Below are 18,991 nucleotides of genomic sequence, written 5' to 3' on the forward strand. Positions count from 1 at the left end.
CCGATCAACCTTGGCAGCTCGCCGAACTTGCGCAGTGTCCCGCGTATGATGACTACGCGCGGCGTCACCCGTTTTTGCGCCACCGTCCCATACGAGACGAATGAGCATCGATGAGCACCCCACCCGAGCACTCCCTTGAAATCCACCGCACGATCGCGCGGCAGCACGCGCAACGAGGTGAACTGGACGCCGCGGAAAAATCCTTTCTGAGCCTGCTCGATCGTCAGCCGCAGGATGTCGAGGCGCTGACGTTTGTGGCCGATCGCCAGTCCGCGCGCGGCGAGCATGCGGCAGCCATTCAACGACTGCGCATCGCCGTGCAAGTACAGCGGGCCGAGCCGGCCGTATGGGTACAACTTGCCTCGGCACAATTGGCGATGGGGGATTTCGCTGCAGCCGCGACCAACTTTCAATGCGCGCTTTCGCTGGCCCCGCGGATGTTCGTGGCTCGCCTGCAATTAGGTATCGCGCTGGAGCAACTGGGGCAATCACACGAGGCACTGAAGGCCTATTTCATGGCCATCGAAAGTGCGCGGGCATTGGGCCGCTGGCTGGACGACGCCACCACCGCGCCGGCCCTACGCCATCTGGTGAAGTACGCGGTGAACTACGTCAATGCGGGACGCCATGATCTGTTCCGCCGCGCACTGGATCCGCTGCGTGAGCGCTACGGCAGCACTGAGCTCACGCGTGTGGAACGCAGCCTGGCGATCTATTTTTTCGAACAGCCGGCGAATATTCCCGATCCGCGACAGAAGCCGAAGTTTCTGTATTTCCCCGACATCGCCAGTCAGCCGTACTACCCGCGCAAACACTTCCCCTGGCTGGAGACGCTGGAGGCGGCCACCGCTACGGTGCGCGACGAACTACGCGCCGTGTTGGCGGAAGGGTCGCTGGAGGCGTTTCTTGGCAACACCCCGGCACCGACCGGCCAAGGCATGTTGCGTTCGTCCAGCGATCAGGAGCCCGCGTGGGATGCCTACTTTTTCTATCGCCATGGCGAGCGCTATGACGAACACTGCGCGCGCTGCCCACAGACGACGGCCCTGCTCGATGCGCTGCCACTGGTACGCATTCGCGACCATGCACCGGAGACGCTGTTCTCCGTGCTGAGCCCGGGCACGCACATCCTGCCGCATACCGGTGTCACCAACACGCGGCTGGTGACCCATCTACCACTGATCGTACCGCCCGATTGCGCGATCCGCGTGGGTGGGGTGGAGCACGTCTGGCAAGAAGGTCGCTGCGTGACTTTCGACGACACCTACGAGCATGAGGCGTGGAACCGCAGCGAGCAGACGCGGGTGGTGCTGATCCTGGACAGCTGGCACCCCGACCTCAGCGAGGTGGAGCGTGCGGCTGTGACCGACCTGGTCGAGGCGATCGGCGATTTCAATCAGTCCTGCGAAATACCGGTCGCACCGAATTGAAGCGCATCAGATAGTCGACCATAAAAAAGGGCAGCGCCGTCGCGCTGCCCTTTTTTTACCTGCTTGCTGTCAGTGCGTCACGGCGGGCGGCGGTGCAGCCGGGGGTGTCGCCGGTGGAGCGATTGCCGCGGTGTAGCTGCTGCTGAATTTTCCGCCATACGGCAGGACTTCGGCAGCCAGCTTCGGATCGGCGTTGATCATGCCGACGGCGTCGTACAGGATGTGCGCGGTCTCGTTGAGCTGCACATCCTTCGCCTTCTTCGCATCGCTCTCTGCCTTCAACTCGGTCTTCAGACTGCGCTCGTTTGCGTCGAGGCCATCGTCGAGGCTGCGGTCGTCACTCAGCGATGCATCGCTGCCGTCGATCGCCTTGTGGCGGGTGCGGAACGAGGCCTGCATCACGTCCAGCTGCTTGCGCTCGGTTTCGCGCGCGGCGAGGTTGAGCGAGATCGAGGTCTTGTCACGCATCATCTTGTACTGCGCCAGTTCGTCCAGCATCAGATTCCATGCTGGCGACTTAGCCACACGCGTGTCGTGCATCTGCTGCAACGGCTGCAGGTAGGCGCCCATGTCGGCCACCGTCTTGTACTCGGCCGGCGCGATCTGCGTCCACTGCAGCGCGTTGTCGTAGGTCGATTCGCCGAAGTCCTTCGCGTCCCCATTTTTCGGGAATCCGATATCCGGGGTCACACCCTTCAACTGGGTGGAGCCGCCGTTGATGCGGAAGAACTCGGCAATGGTCATCTTCAGCTCGCCGAACTGCGGCTTTTCGCTGTCGCCATTGCTGAAGTGGTCCAGGTCGATCAGGTTCTGCACGGTGCCCTTGCCAAAGGTGGGCTCACCGACGATCAGGCCACGATGGTAGTCCTGGATCGCGGCGGCAAAGATCTCCGAAGCCGACGCCGTACCGCGGTTGACCAGCACCGCCAGCGGACCGCTCCAGGCCATGCCCGGATCGTCGTCGCCGTCCACCTCGATCTTGCCCTTGGCATCGCGCACCTGCACCACCGGCCCCTTGTCGATGAACAGACCGGTCAGTGAATTGGCCTCGGCCAGCGAGCCGCCGCCGTTGTTGCGCAGATCCACGACTACGCCCTGCACGCCGGCAGCCTTGAGTTCGCCGAGCAACTTGGCAACGTCGCGGGTCGCGCTCTTGTAGTCCTTGTCGCCTTCGCTGCGTGCGCCGAAATCGGAATAGAACGTGGGCAGTTCGATCACACCGATCTTGCGGGTGACGTCACCGTCCTTGATGTCGACGATCTTCTTCTTGGCCGCCTGCTCCTCGATGCTGACCTTCTTGCGCACCAGGGTGATGATCTCGTGCTTGCCATCAAGGCCGGCATCGGCCGGCAGGATTTCCAGGCGCACGGTGGTGTCCTTCTTGCCGCGAATCCGTTTCACGACATCGTCCAGACGCCATCCGATCACGTCGACGATCGGGCCTTTGTCGCCCTCGCCAATGCCCAGCACGCGGTCACCGACATGCACTTTGCCGGACTGATTGGCCGGGCCGGCCGGCACCAGTTCGCGGATCTGCGTGTAATCGTCGCGTGCCTGCAGTACGGCACCGATACCTTCCAGCGACAACTTCATCTCGATGTCGAAATTCTCAGCCGCGCGTGGGCTCAAATAGTCGGTATGCGGGTCGGTGGTTTCGGCGTACGCGGTCATGAAGGTCGAGAACGCATCCTCGCCATCGAGCTGCTTCACACGATCGATATAGCCGGCGTAACGCTTGTCCAGCGTCTTGCGAATCTCGTCGTCACTCTGGCCGGCCAGCTTCAGGCGCAGCCAGTCGTTCATCGTGCGCTTGCGCCACAGGTCGTCCAGCTCGGCCTGGTCCTTGGGCCAGTCGGCGTCCTTGCGGTCGAACGTGTAATTCTCGTTGGTAGAGAAATCAAAACCCTTCTTGAGCAGCCCACGTGCATAGGTCATGCGTTCGACCGCACGCTGCACATACAGGTTGAAGATCGAGAACGGTGCCGACAGATCCTGATTCCAGATCGCATCGTCGAGCTTGGTCTTGAGCGGCGCGAACTTGGCCATGTCGGCCTGGGTGAAGAACACCTTCTCGGCATCGATCAGCTTGAAATAGGCCTTGTAGATCCGCGCCGACATCGCATCGTCGAGCGGTTGCGCGTCGTAGTGGAAACGGGTCAGGAATCGCGCCGACAGCTGCGCAGCCTGCGCTTCGGTGGTGGTGGGCGTGAGCGGCCACACGGAAGCCTTGCGATTCTGGTCGCCGGCACCAAGGTCAGCCGCCGACTGCGCGTAGACGCAAGTCAGGGAGAGAGCAAGCAGCAAGGCCAGCAGGGAGCGCGATTTCATGAATATTCTCAAGTTGCCTCGGTGACGCCGGCTGCATGGGCCTGCAGATCGGCATGATAGGACGAACGTACCAGCGGGCCGGACGCGACGTGATGGAAACCCATCGCCTCACCCGCTACGCGCAGCGCATCGAATTCTTCGGGAGTCCAGTAGCGCATCACCGGATGATGGTGTGCCGTGGGCTGCAGATACTGGCCAATAGTGATCATTTCGACGTCATGGGCGCGTAAATCCCCCATCGTCTCGATCACCTGATCCCAGGTCTCTCCCAGACCCAGCATGATGCCGGACTTGGTCGGTACCTCGGGGTGCTGCGCCTTGAAGCGCTTGAGCAGATCCAGCGACCACTGATAGTCGGCGCCCGGACGCACTTCGCGGTACAGATGCGGCACGGTTTCCAGATTGTGGTTGAACACATCCGGCGGAAAATCCTTGAGCACCTCGAGCGCGCGCTCCATGCGGCCCTTGCCACGAAAATCGGGCGTGAGGATCTCGATCCTGATGTTCGGGCTGGCATGCCGCACGGCGCGGATGCAGGACGCGAAATGCTCGGCGCCGCCATCGCGCAGGTCGTCGCGATCGACCGAAGTGATCACCACGTAGCGCAGGCGCATATCGCGGATCGTCTCGGCCAGGCGCGCCGGCTCCAGTGCGTCGGGCGGCTGCGGGCGGCCATGTGCCACGTCGCAGAACGAGCAGCGACGGGTGCACACTCCACCGAGGATCATGAAGGTCGCGGTACCCTTGCTGAAGCACTCGTGGATGTTCGGACACGAAGCTTCTTCGCATACCGTCACCAGTGCGTTCTCGCGCAGGCGCGCTTTCAACTGCTGCACGGCGTTGCCCTGCGGCAGCCGCACGCGGATCCAGCTGGGTTTGCGCAGCGTGGGTACAGACGTGTCGAATCCCGCCCGATTGAGCGCGATCTTGTCGTTTCCGATCTGCTTTTCGCCAGCAGGGAGGCCAGCGACGACGCTGATCGGAATGACTTTGGAGGGGGATGCGTTGGTATCGCTCATATCGGCAAAGCCTAGACCGCTACGCGAGCGGGTAGTTCAGGAAGAACGGGGGCGGCCGGCTCGGCATCGAAACCGAACTGGCGGCAGAATTCGCCGATCAGCACATCTTCGACGTCCGCCAGTCGCGACGGACCACCCAAGTCTACCATCTGCGTGACCGCCAAACCCTTGTAACCGCAAGGATTGATGCGATGAAACGGCTCAAGATCCATGTTCACGTCGAGCGCCAGACCGTGAAAACTGCAGCCGCGCCGCACCCGCAATCCAAGCGCGGCCACCTTGGCGGCCCCGACGTAGACGCCAGGAGCCCCATCCACTCGTGCGGCGTCAATATCCCAGTGCGCCAGCGTATCGATGATCGACTGCTCGATCTTGTTGACCAGCTCGCGCACGCTGACCCCGGCGCGGCGCAGGTCGATCAAGGGATAGCCGACGATCTGGCCGGGGCCGTGATAGGTGACCTGACCGCCGCGATCCACCGGGACCACCGGAATATCGCCCGGCACCAGCACGTGCTCCATCTTGCCGGCCTGGCCCAGGGTGAACACCGGGTCGTGCTCCAGTAGCCACAGCTCGTCAACGGTGTCCGCCACCCGATTGTCTGTAAACGCGCTCATCGCCCGCCATACCGGCTCGTAGGGCTGGCGGCCAAGGCGACGGATCTTCAACGGCAACGACATGGGGGACCTTGGGAGATGATGACGAGAGCGCACTCGGTGCACGATTTATGGTGCCGCCAGGCTGATCGCGCAAGGTGCCCTTCGGCACAGATGAGGATTCACAGGGTGTAGCGGATATCCGGGCTTTCACGCAGCGCACTGTGCGCTGCCTCGTACTGCTCGCGGTTTTCGCAGCGAAAACTCACCGTGACCGAGACGAAATTGCCGTTGCCGGAATGCCGGTGCCGCACGCTTTCGTGCAACACATGCAGGCCGGCACGTTCCAGCAACTGCGGCACGTGGGTCGGCAGATTCGCGCTGGCGTTGCCGACCGCGGTGATCTCGAACTCGCCGGGAAACTGGAAACCCTGGCCGTCCTGCTTCGCTTTGCTGAAGTCGATCGGTTGCATTACTTCATGTCCATTGTTGCCGGGCCATTGTTGCCGGCCCATTGCTGCGGGCCCGTTACTCCGGGCCCGTTACGTCAGGTCGATGACTCGACACTCGTTACGTCGGGCCCGATTACCTCGGGCCCGATTACTTCTGGCCTGGGGCCTGTTCGGTGTTGCCCTTGCTGCTGTGGAACCACAGCATGATGCTATCCCACAGGCGCGAGAAAAAGCCCCCCTGCGGCGCATCGTTCAGCGAGACCAGGGGTACCGTCTGCACCGGCTGGCCAGCCAGCGTGATGCGCAGCGTGCCGACCTGCTGACCCTTGCTGAACGGCGCGATCAGCGTCGCCGGGATATCCATGATGGCCTTCAGCTGGTCGTACTGGCCGCGCTTCACCGTGACCAGCACGTCATGCGCGACGCCAAGCGACAACTGGTCCACCGCACCCTTCCACAGCCGCGGCGTGGCCAGCGGCTTGCTGGCGTCATACAGCTTGTGCGTCTCGTAGAAGCGGAAGCCGTAGCTGAGCAGCGCCATCGCCGAATCGGCACGCGCCTTCTCGTTGCTCGCGCCCATCACAATCGCAATCATGCGCGAATCGCCCTGCTTGGCCGAGGCGGCCAGACAGAAACCGGCAGCCGCGGTGTGACCGGTCTTGATGCCGTCCACGCTCGGGTCGCGCCACAGCAAGGTGTTGCGGTTGCCCTGCTTGATGCCGTTCCACTCGAACTGCTTGATCGCGGAGATCGCATAGTCCTCCGGGAAATCATGAATCAGCGCGCGCGACATGATCGCCACGTCGTGCGCCGTCGTGTAGTGGTTGGCGATCGGGTAGCCGGAGGCATTCTCGAAGTTCGAGTTGACCATGCCGAGCTGCTTGGCGTACGCGTTCATCAGGCCGGCGAACGCGTCCTCGGTACCGGAGGTGTGTTCTGCCAGCGCGATCGCGGCATCGTTGCCGGACTGGATGATCAGGCCGTACAGCAGATCCTTCAGCGGCACCTGGCTGTCGAGCTTGAGGAAGCTGGTGGAGCCATCGGTGCCGGCACCACCGCCGCGCCAGGCGCGTTCGCTGATGGTGACCGGATCGGTCATGTGGATCTTGCCGTTGGCGACCTCGGCCGACACCACGTAGTCGGTCATGATCTTGGTGATCGAGGCCGGCTCCACGCGCAGGTCGGGCTCCTTGCTCGCGAGGATCTGACCGGTGGCGTAATCCATCAACACCCAGCTCTTGCCATCGACATCCGGCGGCGGCGGCACCGGCGCTTCGGGCACGACCGGGCGTGGAACGGCGGCGGCGACGGGATGCGGCGGCGCTGGCGGTGTGGTCTGGGCGACAGCGACGCCAAGCAGCAAGGTGGTAGCGGCAAAGGGAAGCAGGATGCGGCGGAAAAGATTCATCGTTGTGTTCAGTCCAGTTTTTGAATGCCGGCGAAGGGGGCGCCAACATGATAAATACCGCTCAGTCTACCGCGACCTGCGGTCGGGGCAGACCCATGTCCTCGATTCGGGCGGTGACCTGATCGGCGCTGTCCACGTCAGCCAGCGGCCCAACCCGCACGCGACGGACGTTGCGGCCATTGACCTGCGCCTCGATCACCCGCACCGGTGCGAAATTGGCCTGGCGCAGGCGCTGCGCCACGCGCTCGGCGTTGTCCGCATCGGAAAACGCGCCTACTTGCAGATAGATTCCCGGGTTCCCGCTTGTGACCACGGGCGGTGGCGGCAGTTCCTGCAGCGGCTGACCCGGATCGATCCCGCGTACCTCGACCAGCCCGGTGCCCTTGGGCCAGATGCCGAGCTTCACCGCCGCCACGAAGGAAAGATCGATCACCCGATCTTCGTGGAACGGGCCGCGGTCGTTGATTCGCACGATCACCGTCCGGCCGTTCTGCAGGTTGGTGACCTGCGCATAGCTGGGCAGCGGCAGCGTCTTGCTGGCCGCAGTGAATGCGTACATGTCGTAGTTTTCGAGGCTGGACGTCTTGTAGCCGTGGAACTTGTTTCCGTAGAACGAGGCTATGCCGCGCTCGTCATAGCCGCGTGCGCTGGGCAGGACGCGATAGGTTTGCCCGAGCACGGAATACGGCGTCTTGTTGCCGTACAAGGAACGCGGCTCCGATTTGGGTACCGGCTCGACCAGCTTGCTGATATCCGGCGGCGGGCCGCCCGGCACGCTGTCGCTGCCGTCGCGATAGCGGCTGTCCTGGGATTTGCTGATGTCGTCGTTGAATGGGGTGCCTGCGGAGCCGGCAGCACCGCTCGACGCAGGCGATGCCTGCCCGTAGCTGTGCGACGCCCCACGTACAGGCCGCGGCTTGTTGCTGCTGCACCCCGTCAGCAGCAGCGCTGCCAGCAACATCGCCGGGACGATGCTGCGTACGTTCATCGTGAACCATCCGCTTGATGCACGCCGGAAATGATCGCCTGCGCCAGCTGGTTGACCGCCATCGCATACAGCGGGCTGCGGTTGTAACGGGTGATCGCATAGAAATTCTGGAAGGTGAACCAGTACTCCGGCCCGCTCGCTCCCTGCAGGGTTTGCAGGCTGGTTGGCTGCCCTGGGTTCAACGTCTGCAGCGGGCCGTAACCCCATGCCTCGATCTGCTCCAGCGGCCACTGCGGCGTCGAGTCCTTCACTACGATCGGCTTTGCCCCTGCATCCGGCTGGGCCCGCGCGGCGACCAGTCCGCCGCGTTCCCAGCCGTGTTTCGCGAAATAATTGGCAACGCTGGCAACGATGTCCGGTAGCGAGTTCAACAGGTCGATGCGGCCGTCACCGTCTGCGTCCACTCCATAGTCGCGGATGCTGTCAGGCATGAATTGGCCCCAGCCTTGCGCACCGGCATAGGAGCCGGTGAGCGTGTTCAGCGGGCCGGCGAGTTGGCTATCAGGCAGCTCCAGCAGCGTCTTCAACTCCTCGCGGAAAAACTTCGCGCGCGGCGGGTAGTACAGGCCCAGCGTAACCAGCGCGTCGAGCACTTTGTATTTGCCCGTGACCCGGCCGTAGGACGTTTCCACGCCGATGATGGCCACGATATATTCAGGCGCAACGCCGTACTTGTCGCCGGTTCGCTCCAGCAACTCGCGATGCGCGAGGTAGAACGCAACGCCGTCATCGATGCGCTGGTCGGTAAGGAAAATCGCTCGGTACTCGCTCCACGGCTTCGCCTCGGCCGGGCGGCCCATGGCATCGAGAATGCTCTGCTGCATCTTGGCGCCATCCAGCAGCGCGTTGAGTGCCTGCGGACTCTTGCCGGTGTCCTGCGCCACCTCGCGCACCAACTCGGCCTGGCCCGGATGCGTCTCGGCGAGTGCCGGCGTCAGCACGCAAATCAGCAACAGGATCAACGCGGCGATGAAACGAGCGGGACGCGGTGCGTGGATAGCTGTCATGTAGGGGCTTCGCTTGCGAAATAACGGCGTCGTCGAAAGCCTAACATGTGCATCGCGCGAAGCCTCATTCGCTGTGCGCCATCGTCATGCTGATTGCATGCATGTCTGTTCACTCATGCATCTTGCGATTGGCATGAATCGACATCAGTACGCCGAAACCCACCAGCAACGACACCGCCGAGGTGCCGCCGTAGCTGATCATCGGCATCGGCACGCCAACCACTGGCAGCATCCCGGCCACCATGCCGCCATTGACGAAAACATACACGAAGAAGCTCATGCCGATCGCACCGGCGAGCAGGCGCGAATAGGTATCGCGAGCTTCCATCGCGATCCACAGGCAGCGGCCGATGATGAACGCGTACAGCAACATGATCCCGATCACGCCGATCAGACCGAACTCTTCGGAGAATACGGCGAAGATGAAGTCGGTGGTGTGCTCGGGCAGAAAATCCAGCCGCGACTGCGTGCTCTGCTGCCAACCCTTGCCGAACACGCCGCCGGAACCCACCGCAATCTGCGACTGGATGATGTGCCAGCCATTGCCGAGCGGATCGGATTCCGGATTGAGCATGGTCAGCACGCGATCGCGCTGATATTGGTGCAGGAAGTGCCATGCCACCGGAATCATCCCGCCGACCGCACCGATCACCACGCCGATACGCCACCAGGCCATGCCGGACAGGAACAGCGCAAACGCACCGGCCGCCGTCACCAGCAAGGCCGTGCCGAGATCCGGTTGCTTGGCAATCAGTGCGGCGGGGATCGCGATCAACAGGCCGACCACCGCGATGTCCTTCCAGCTCGGCGGCAATTTGCGCGGATGCAGATACCAGGCAACCATCATCGGCATCGTCAACTTCAGCAATTCGGACGGCTGAAAACGCATCACGCCAAGATTCAGCCAGCGATTGGCACCGCGCCCTTCACCGAGCAGCGCCACCACCACCAGCAAGGCCGTACTGCCGGCGTAAAGCCAGGGCGTCCAGTTGCGCAACGTCGACGGTGGGATCCGCGAAATCAGCAGCAGCAAGATGGCACCCAGCACGAAGCGGCCGGCCTGGCCACCGACCAGTGCGAGGCTGCTGTCGCCTGCGCTGTAGAGCGTCACCAGGCCGACGCCCGCCAGGATGAACAGGCCGAACGCCAGCGGCAGGTCGATCCGTGGTCGCGTGAGGATACGGCGCATGAAGCGGCGCACACGGACGTGCATGGTTTCAATCATGGCGTGCCTCCGTCGATGCTGCTTGCTGGCGGCGGCATCGTCGACGCATCTTCCACCGGAATGTCTTCATTGCCCGGTATCGCTGCCGTTGCCGGTATCGCCAGCGGCGTGTCCGTGGGTGCCGCTGATCCCTTGGCTGCCAGCCACGCATCGAAGATCTTGCGCACGATCGGGCCTGCATCCTGCGCGCCCCACGCACCGGCTTCGAGCAACGCGACAGCGGATATCTGCGGATTGTCCGACGGCGTATAAGCCTCGAACCACGCACGATGGCGCGTCGCCAGATAGGCGGTGTTCTTGTTGGTGTTGTAGGCCTCGGACGTACGCGAGAAGCGCTCGGCGGTGCCGCTCTTGCCGGCAATCAGATAGGGAAAGCCGTTATTCAGTCCCACTGTCTTGCCGGTACCGCCAGTAATCACCGCGCGCATGCCTTCGTCGATCACGTCCCAGTGGGAAGCCTTGGTGATCAGCGAGGGACCGCTGGGCGGATTGGGCAGCATCTGTGCCTGCTCGTCGGTAACCGCCTTGGTGGCCATGCCCACGCGTGGCAGGTAGGGCACCCCATGACCGGCGAACGTGGCGACAGCGTGCGCCAGCTGCAATGGCGTCACCTCCCAGTAGCCTTGTCCGATGCCCGCGATCACGGTTTCGCCGGGATACCAGCCAGCCTTGCTGTGTTTGGCCTTCCACTCGCGCGAGGGCAGGATGCCCTCGGATTCGCCCAGCAGATCGATGCCGGTCTTGCTGCCAAAACTGAAACGACTCATCCACGCGCTGAGCCGGTCGATGCCGAGATCGAGCGCGAGTCGGTAGAAGTAGGTGTTGGTCGACAGCTCGATCGCGCGCACCATGTTGACCGTGCCGTTGCCGCCACGCTCATCGTCGCGGTAGCAACGCGACTGCCCAGGCAGGCAGAATTCGCCCGTGGAAAGCACCGTGTCTTCGGGTCGGCGCACACCATCCTCAAGGCCGCCAAGCGCGAGGAACGGCTTCACCGTGGAGCCGGGCGGATACACGCCTTTCATCGCGCGGTTGATCAGTGGCTTGCCCGGATCATTGGTCAATGCGCTGTAGTCGGCCTTGCTGATGCCGTTGACGAACAGGTTGGGATCAAACGTCGGCACGCTGACCATCGCCAGCACCTGACCATTGCGCGGATCGATCGCTACCGCAGCACCAGGGCGGCCATCAAATGCCGCATCGGCCGCCTTTTGCATACGCGAATCGATACTCAGGTACAGATTCCTGCCAGGTATCGGCGGATGTGTCTCGAGCACGCGCTGGGTCTGCCCGTCGGCATTCACCTCGACCAGCTCGTAACCCGGCGTGCCATGCAGCACATCTTCATAAGATCGCTCGACACCACTGCGACCGATATGACTGGTGCCCTTGTAGCGATCCGGGTCGAGCCGCTCCAGATCATTCGCATCGATGCGACTGACGTAGCCCACCACATGCGCGAACAATCCACTCAGCGGATAGCGTCGGGTCAGATACGGCACCACGTCCACGCCCGGGAAACGCCAACGATTCACCGCGAAGCGATCGATCTCATCTTCGGTCAGGTGCAGTTTCAATGGCACGCTGTCGAAGCGACGGCTTTGCTGGAGCTGCTTCTGGAACGTATCCAGATCATCCTGGCCCAGCGGTACCACTTCGCCGAGTTGTGCGAGCAGCGCCGACATGTCCTGCACCTTGTCCGGCACCACTTCGAGCCGGAAGGCCGGCACGTTGTCAGCGAGCAGCACGCCGTTGCGGTCGTAGATCAGCCCACGCGCTGGCGGAATCGCGCGTGGTTTGACGCTGTTGTTGGTCGAGCGGGTAACGAACTCATCGTGTCGAGTCACCTGCAGCAACATGTAGCGACTGACCAGCAGGCACAGTCCCAGCAGCAGCAAGACGAAGCCCACCACCGCACGCCGCCGGAACTGCGCACTTTCGCCACGGTTGTCCTTGATCGATCGCCGGAGTTTCATCAGCGTGGCATCACTGAATGCGTAAACGCGCGCGCAGGTCGTCGAGCAGCAAGAACAGGAACGGCCACAGCAGGGCACCGATAAACGGCGAGATCCACCAGCTCGCCGGGGGCAAGGACGCGCCAGCCAGCACACGCACGATCAGCAGCAGCAGACGATCGTTCAACAACAGTGCCAGGACCGCAAGCGTCTGCTGCCACATCGGGAAAAACCGCAAGCGCGAACGAAAACGCAGCGCAATGAAAACCAGCGCGCACAGGCGCAACGCCTGCTCACCGAGCACGACGCCGTTCAGCAGATCCGCGCCAAGCCCGATCGCAAACGCCAAACCCAGCGTGACCCGATCCTCCGACTCCAGCGACCAGTACAGCAGGATCAACGCCGGCCAATACGGCTTGAAAGGCTCCAGCACGCCGGGCAGCGGCACCAGCATCGACAACAACGCAAACACCAGCGTGCCGATGAACCACCACAGGCTCAGGCGCTGTCGATTCATGGCTGCACCCCTGGCGTAGCGGGTGGTGTCGACGGCTTGATGGAAGGCGCGCTGGATGGATGAGCTGGCGCGGCCTGCGCATCGCCCATGACAGGTGCCAGGTCACTGGGTGGGCCCATTGATTTCACCGGCGTCGGCGGACCATCCGGCTCGGCCTGATCGTGCAGCAACAGTACGTCTTCGCTGCGGTCGATATCTGCCGCCGGCTGTGCCTGCGCCACCATGAACATACCGGTGGACGCGGGCGCCACCGAGCGGATCTCGCCGACCGGGAATCCGGGCGGGAAGCGTCCACCCAGGCCGGACGTCAGCAGGTGATCGCCGACGCGCACGTCGGCGGCCAACGGAATGTTCGGTAAGGTCAGCTGGTTGCCATCACGCGAGCCATAAGCGACGGTGCGCAAGCCCGAGCGCTCGATCTCCACCGGGATAGCGTGCGCCGGATCGGTCACCAGCATCACCACCGAGGTGGTCGGCAAGACCTCTTTCACCTGCCCCATCACGCCATGCGCGTCGATCACCGGCTGGCCCGGCTTGACGCCGTCACGGGCACCCATGTTGAGCGTCACCTGATAACGGTACGCGCCCATATCCACGCCAATTACTCGCGCCAGCTGCACGTTCAGCTCAAGGCTGTGTTGGGTATCGAGCAATTCCTTCAGGCGCTGGTTCTGTTCGGCGACCGCGGCCATCCGGTTCAACTTGGCGTTGGCCAGCAACAGATCCTCACGCAGACGCTGGTTCTGCTCGGTCAGTCGCTCGCGATCGGCGAATGCCACGCTCAACGTGCGCACCCCCACGGCAGGCAATCCGGCAAGCCGATACACCGGCTCCACCACGACGGCCGCCCCATAACGCAAACGCCACAGCCAGCCACTGCGATGGTCGAGAACCATCAGCACCATGGCCAACGCAAGATAGAAGATCAGCCGCAGCGTGCCGGCAGCATTGCCGGCGAACAGGGGCGAGGACTCATCGCGCGCTCGCGCCATGGCCGCGCGTTATTCGGGCGCGAAGAAGTCGCTGCCGTGCTGATCGATCAGCTCCAGCGCTTTGCCGCCACCGCGTGCCACACAGGTCAACGGATCATCCGCCACCTGCACGTGCAAGCCGGTCTCTTCGGAGATCAGCCGGTCCAGATCGCGCAGCAACGCGCCGCCACCGGTCAGCACGATGCCGCGTTCGGCAACGTCCGAGCACAGCTCCGGCGGGGTCTGCTCCAACGCCGACTTGACCGCCGCCACGATACCGGCGAGCGGCTCGTGCAACGCTTCAAGAATTTCGTTGGAGTTGATCGTGAACATGCGCGGCACGCCCTCGGCGAGGTTACGGCCGGAGATTTCGATCTCCCTGACTTCGCTTTGCGGAAACGCACAACCAATCTGCAGCTTGATGCGCTCAGCCGTGGACTCACCGATCAGCGTGCCGTGATTGCGCCGCACATAGTTGATGATCGCCTCGTCGAAGCGATCGCCACCCACGCGTACCGACTGCGAGTAAACGATGCCGTTGAGCGAAATCACCGCGACTTCCGAGGTGCCGCCGCCGATGTCCAGCACCATGGCGCCACGCGCCTCATGCACTGGAATGCCGGCACCAATCGCGGCAGCCATCGGCTCTTCGATCAGGAATACGTCACGCGCGCCGGCACCTTCGGCCGATTCCTTGATCGCACGGCGCTCGACCTGGGTCGAGCCGCACGGCACACACACCAGCACGCGCGGGCTTGGCCGCAACAGCCGGGTCTTGTGTACCTGCTTGATGAAGTGCTGCAGCATCGCCTCGGTCATGGTGAAGTCGGCGATCACGCCGTCCTTCATCGGTCGCACCGTGGCGATGTTGCCCGGGGTACGGCCGAGCATGCGCTTGGCCTCGGTACCTACCGCTGCGATCGTGCGCGGACCTCCGGGACCACGATCCTGACGAATCGCCACCACCGAAGGTTCATTCAGGACGATGCCTTGTCCACGCACATAGATCAGCGTGTTGGCCGTGCCGAGGTCGATGGAGATGTCGTTGGAAAAGATCCCGCGAAACTTCTTGAACATGGGTCCGCCGTGGGTCGGCTTGGCTAAAAAGTAAGCTCGCCAGTCTAGTCAGCGCAGCACGCATGCGCAAGGGCAATCTCGTTAAGAAATCCTTTTACAACACGACCATAAGCGCGTTTTCTGTGTCTCGGAGTGAGCTGCAGGCCGATCAAAAAGTCGCCATCCCGGTCGGATGGCGGTACGATTCCACTCTTTGGCCGCGGCCATGGGCTCGACCCCGGTCCGGCCTTGACCCAAACCACCCTTTTCAGGTCCGGTTGCGCTCTGTCGCGACCCTCTACTTTATCCAGGGGCACCCGCACATCATGTCTGCCGTTATCTGCGGATCGCTGGCCTACGACACCATCATGGTGTTCCAGGACCAGTTCAAGAATCACATCCTGCCCGATCAGGTGCATATCCTGAATGTGTCCTTCTTGGTGCCGCGGATGCGTCGCGAATTTGGCGGCTGCGCCGGCAATATCGCCTACAACCTCAAGCTGCTGGGCGGCGACCCGCTGCCGGTAGCGGCGGTGGGCCAGGACTTTGCGCCCTATCGCAAGCATCTGGAGCAGTGCGGCATCCGGCTCGAGCGCGTGCGCGAGTTCGATGACCAGTTCACGCCGCAGTGCTTCATCACCACCGATCTGGACAACAACCAGATCACCGCTTTCCATCCCGGTGCGATGTCCAGCGCGCAAGAGAATCATGTGCGCGACATCCCGCAAATCGATTTTGGCATCGTCGCTCCCGACGGCCGCGAAGCGATGCTGCAGCATGTGGATGAATTCGCTGCACGCGGCGTGCCCTTCATTTTCGATCCGGGCCAGGCGATGCCGTTGTTCAGCGGCGAAGAATTCCGCTCGATGATCGAGAAGTCGACGTATGTGATCGTCAACGACTACGAATCGCAACTGCTGCAGACACGCACCGGATGGAGCGCTGCCGAGATCGCCGAACGGGTGACGGCTTACATCGTGACCCATGGCCCGCGCGGCTCGATCATTCATGTCGGTAGCGAGATTCATCAGATCCCGCCGGCACGCGAACGCCAGGTCGTCGACCCCACCGGTTGCGGCGACGCTTACCGTGCAGGCCTGATCTTCGGCATCATGGGTGGCAAGGACTGGCCAACGGTTGGCCGTATGGCCTCGTTGATGGGCGCACTGAAGGTGGAACATCCAGGCACCCAGAACCAGCACTTCAACTACGCCGAGTTCGCCGCGGCCTTCCTCGATCAATTCGGTTACGCGCTGGATTGATGTTGGTTTCGCAAGAGTGAATAGCGAGGCTCCCGTGCTGTGCAGGGAGCCTCGCTTGTTTTAGCGGGTGCATACTCAGGGGACGCGGAAACCGATGGTCGCGTGCACGGCATCGCACCACCCGCGATAGAGGCCTTCGCGCGTGGCTTCGTCCATTTTCGGACGGAAGCAGCGGTCCATCTGCCAGAGCTGGGCGATTTGCGCGCGACTTTCCCAGAAGCCGACCGCCAGACCCGCCAGGTAAGCCGCACCCAGCGCCGTGGTCTCGGCCACTCGCGGACGCATCACCGGCACACCGAGCATGTCGCTCTGGAACTGCGCCATGAAATCATTCGCGATCGCGCCACCATCGGCGCGCAATTCCTTCAGCGGAATCCCGGCATCGGCTTCCATCGCCGCCAGCACATCGCGCGCCTGGTAGGCCATCGACTCGAGTGCTGCTCGCACGACATGCTCCTTGCGGGTGCCGCGCGACAGGCCGAACATCGCGCCACGCACATCGCTGCGCCAGTACGGTGCTCCCAACCCGACGAACGCCGGCACCAGATACACGCCTTCGCTGGACGACACACTTTCTGCGCAGGCCTGCGAATCGCTCGCCTGATCCAGCATGCGCAGGCCATCGCGCAACCACTGCACCACGGAGCCAGCAACAAAGATGCTGCCCTCGAGCGCGTACTCGACCGTGCCATCCAGTTCCCATGCAATCGTGGTCAACAGTCCGTGCCGCGATGGCACGGCCTGGGTCCCCGTATTCATCAGCATGAAACAGCCGGTGCCATAGGTATTCTTGGCCATACCGGGCTCGAAGCAGGCCTGGCCGAACAGTGCCGCCTGCTGGTCACCGGCCACACCGCTGATCGGTACACCGGATGGGAAATCATGCGAAGCCGCGGTGTGACCATAGATTTCGCTGCACGAGCGGACCTGCGGAAGCATGCAGCGCGGAATATCCAGCATTCGCAGCAGCTCGTCATCCCAACAACGAGCGTGGATGTCGAACAACAACGTGCGCGCCGCGTTGCTCACATCGGTGACATGCAGTTCGCCACCGGTGAGGTTCCAGATCAGCCAGCTATCGATCGTGCCGAACAACAGGTCGCCCCGTTCCGCACGGACGCGCGTGCCGTCGACGTGATCCAGGATCCAGCGGATCTTGCTGCCGGAAAAATACGCATCGATCAGCAGCCCGGTCTTTTCACGAACCAGCGATGCATAACCGTCAGCTTCCAGCTTCTCGCAGATAGCGAGACTTTGGCGTGATTGCCACACGATCGCGTTGTGGACCGGCTGGCCCGTGTGGCGATCCCAGACCACTGTGGTTTCGCGCTGGTTGGTGATGCCGATGCCCGCAAGTTCGCCGGCATCGATTTGCGTCGAGGCAAGCACCTCGGCCATGGTCTTCAGCACACTGGCAAGAATCTCGTGCGGATCGTGCTCCACCCAACCCGGCTGCGGAAAGATCTGACGAAACTCGCGCTGCGCCGATCCGACAACGCGACCCGCACGATCGAACAACATCGCGCGCGAACTCGTCGTGCCCTGATCAATCGCCAGGATGTAGAGCTTTTCCAAATGATCACCGCTCGCTTCGCGTTGTGTCGTGTCTTGGCCGACCGAAGACGAAGGTTACCCAAAAGGCACATGCTTTGCTCCGCCCCCTGAGGGCGGACAAGGAACGCTGGTGGCTTCGGTTCGGCAGTGCGGGGTTTGCTCCCTCCCCTGCTTGCAGGGGAGTGTTGGGAAGGTGTCGCTCTTCGCGGAAGATCAAAAGCCCCCCCCTCCCAACCTCCCCCTGCGAGCAGCGGGAGGAGCAAAGCAGCTGCGCTCATCGGCCTTGCTCCCTCCCCTGCGTTGCAGGGGAGGGTTGGGGAGGGGTCGCTCTTGGTGACGGAGATCTTGGTGACGGAGATCAAGAGCATCGCGACTGAAGTCGCTCCCACAGGTAGAGCAGGAGCCGCCCGAGGGGTGTCGACAATGTAGGAGCGCACCCTGTGCGCGATGGCCTTTCTCCCCATCCGGTCGAGCATCGCGCACAGGGTGCGCTCCTACAGCTCATGAAGGTTCGGCGCTTGAGTTCGCCATTGAGGCAACAACCGCACAAAGAAAACCCCCACCGTTTCCGGTGAGGGTTGTTCAACATAGGCCCCTGGCGGTGACCGGTTCCAGCTCGCGATCGGCGATCGCAGCAGCAACGACATCGCACAAAGACGAAGGCCTCCCCGATTGGGGAGGCCTTCTTGGATAAAGCCCCTGGCGGTGACCTGTTGCGGCTGGGCCACCTCGGGTGGGTCGCGATCTTGCGATCGCCACAGCAACAACAGCCAAAGAAAAACCCCCACCGTTTCCGGTGAGGGTTGTTCAATATAAGGCCCCTGGCGGTGACCTGTTGCAGCTCGCGATCTGCGATCGCGGCAGCAACAACCAAAGAAAAACCCCCACCGTTTCCGGTGAGGGTTGTTCAATATAAGGCCCCTGGCGGTGACCTACTCTTGCATGGCAAAGCCACACTACCATCGGCGCATGCGCGTTTCACTTCTGAGTTCGGGATGGGATCAGGTGGTACCACGCCGCTATGGCCGCCAGGGAAGGGGTGGGAGCAGCGCATTGAGCGCCAGCTCCACATTCTTCTGAAGCGTCGAATCACAAAAACAGTGATCCGATTCTTCCGTGAGATGACTCTCACGTTGGATAAGGTTGTAAACGAGTGACAAGCGTCGAGGTGAATTCGAATCAGACGGTGCTAAGGAACATTAGCGAAGCGTCTTGGGGTTATA

At 62.6% G+C, this 18,991-nt stretch carries 15 protein-coding genes and 1 rRNA gene; 2 read left to right on the top strand and 14 right to left on the bottom strand.

Annotated features, from left to right (window positions below):
- Positions 1-110 precede the first annotated feature (110 nt).
- Positions 111-1,430: an aspartyl/asparaginyl beta-hydroxylase domain-containing protein gene (locus HDE77_RS19080; RefSeq protein ID WP_184419505.1), complete on the top strand. Its 1,320-nt coding sequence runs from the start codon at positions 111-113 to the stop codon at positions 1,428-1,430.
- 69 nt (positions 1,431-1,499) lie between these two features.
- Here the strand turns inward: HDE77_RS19080 and HDE77_RS19085 are convergent, their stop codons facing one another.
- The 12 genes from HDE77_RS19085 to HDE77_RS19140 all read right to left on the bottom strand — a co-directional run bounded on the left by HDE77_RS19085 (position 1,500) and on the right by HDE77_RS19140 (position 14,973).
- Complete coding sequence (locus tag HDE77_RS19085) at positions 1,500-3,758, bottom strand: carboxy terminal-processing peptidase (RefSeq protein ID WP_184419506.1); 2,259 nt, start codon at positions 3,756-3,758, stop codon at positions 1,500-1,502.
- 8 nt (positions 3,759-3,766) lie between these two features.
- Positions 3,767-4,777: a lipoyl synthase gene (gene lipA / locus HDE77_RS19090; protein ID WP_184419507.1), complete on the bottom strand. Its 1,011-nt coding sequence runs from the start codon at positions 4,775-4,777 to the stop codon at positions 3,767-3,769.
- Positions 4,778-4,788: 11 nt separating this feature from the next.
- Positions 4,789-5,457: a lipoyl(octanoyl) transferase LipB gene (gene lipB, locus HDE77_RS19095; protein WP_184419508.1), complete on the bottom strand. Its 669-nt coding sequence runs from the start codon at positions 5,455-5,457 to the stop codon at positions 4,789-4,791.
- Between the two features lie 98 nt (positions 5,458-5,555).
- Entirely contained in the window at positions 5,556-5,846 is a 291-nt protein-coding gene (locus tag HDE77_RS19100; RefSeq protein WP_184419509.1) for a DUF493 family protein, read from the bottom strand.
- Between the two features lie 127 nt (positions 5,847-5,973).
- Positions 5,974-7,233, bottom strand: coding sequence for a D-alanyl-D-alanine carboxypeptidase family protein (locus HDE77_RS19105; protein WP_184419510.1), 1,260 nt, complete (start codon positions 7,231-7,233; stop codon positions 5,974-5,976).
- Between the two features lie 61 nt (positions 7,234-7,294).
- On the bottom strand, positions 7,295-8,221 hold the full coding sequence (locus HDE77_RS19110; protein ID WP_184419511.1) for a septal ring lytic transglycosylase RlpA family protein: 927 nt from the start codon (positions 8,219-8,221) through the stop codon (positions 7,295-7,297).
- Complete coding sequence (mltB, locus tag HDE77_RS19115; RefSeq protein WP_184419512.1) at positions 8,218-9,228, bottom strand: lytic murein transglycosylase B; 1,011 nt, start codon at positions 9,226-9,228, stop codon at positions 8,218-8,220. Before mltB ends, HDE77_RS19110 begins: the two co-directional genes overlap by 4 nt.
- Positions 9,229-9,337: 109 nt before the next feature.
- Complete coding sequence (rodA, locus tag HDE77_RS19120; RefSeq protein ID WP_184419513.1) at positions 9,338-10,453, bottom strand: rod shape-determining protein RodA; 1,116 nt, start codon at positions 10,451-10,453, stop codon at positions 9,338-9,340.
- On the bottom strand, positions 10,450-12,429 hold the full coding sequence (gene mrdA / locus HDE77_RS19125) for a penicillin-binding protein 2 (protein WP_184419514.1): 1,980 nt from the start codon (positions 12,427-12,429) through the stop codon (positions 10,450-10,452). The genes rodA and mrdA overlap by 4 nt, the downstream gene beginning before the upstream one ends.
- A gap of 10 nt (positions 12,430-12,439) precedes the next feature.
- A complete protein-coding gene (mreD, locus tag HDE77_RS19130) occupies positions 12,440-12,925 on the bottom strand; it encodes a rod shape-determining protein MreD (protein ID WP_184419515.1) in 486 nt (161 codons plus the stop codon).
- Positions 12,922-13,917 carry a rod shape-determining protein MreC gene (mreC, locus tag HDE77_RS19135; protein ID WP_184419516.1) on the bottom strand — a complete coding sequence of 332 codons (996 nt, stop codon included), beginning with the start codon at positions 13,915-13,917 and terminating at the stop codon, positions 12,922-12,924. Before mreC ends, mreD begins: the two co-directional genes overlap by 4 nt.
- 9 nt (positions 13,918-13,926) lie before the next feature.
- Entirely contained in the window at positions 13,927-14,973 is a 1,047-nt protein-coding gene (locus HDE77_RS19140; RefSeq protein ID WP_184419517.1) for a rod shape-determining protein, read from the bottom strand.
- A 305-nt stretch (positions 14,974-15,278) separates the two neighbouring features.
- Here HDE77_RS19140 and HDE77_RS19145 point away from each other — a divergent pair, with 305 nt between their 5' ends.
- A complete protein-coding gene (locus HDE77_RS19145) occupies positions 15,279-16,214 on the top strand; it encodes a carbohydrate kinase family protein (RefSeq protein ID WP_184419518.1) in 936 nt (311 codons plus the stop codon).
- 75 nt (positions 16,215-16,289) lie between these two features.
- On the opposite strand, the gene glpK is transcribed toward HDE77_RS19145, so the two are convergent.
- On the bottom strand, positions 16,290-17,789 hold the full coding sequence (gene glpK / locus HDE77_RS19150; protein WP_184419519.1) for a glycerol kinase GlpK: 1,500 nt from the start codon (positions 17,787-17,789) through the stop codon (positions 16,290-16,292).
- An 898-nt stretch (positions 17,790-18,687) separates the two neighbouring features.
- Positions 18,688-18,801 (bottom strand): 5S ribosomal RNA (gene rrf / locus HDE77_RS19155).
- Positions 18,802-18,991 lie beyond the last annotated feature (190 nt).

Source organism: Rhodanobacter sp. MP7CTX1, assembly GCF_014205795.1.
Taxonomy (GTDB): Bacteria; Pseudomonadota; Gammaproteobacteria; order Xanthomonadales; family Rhodanobacteraceae; genus Rhodanobacter.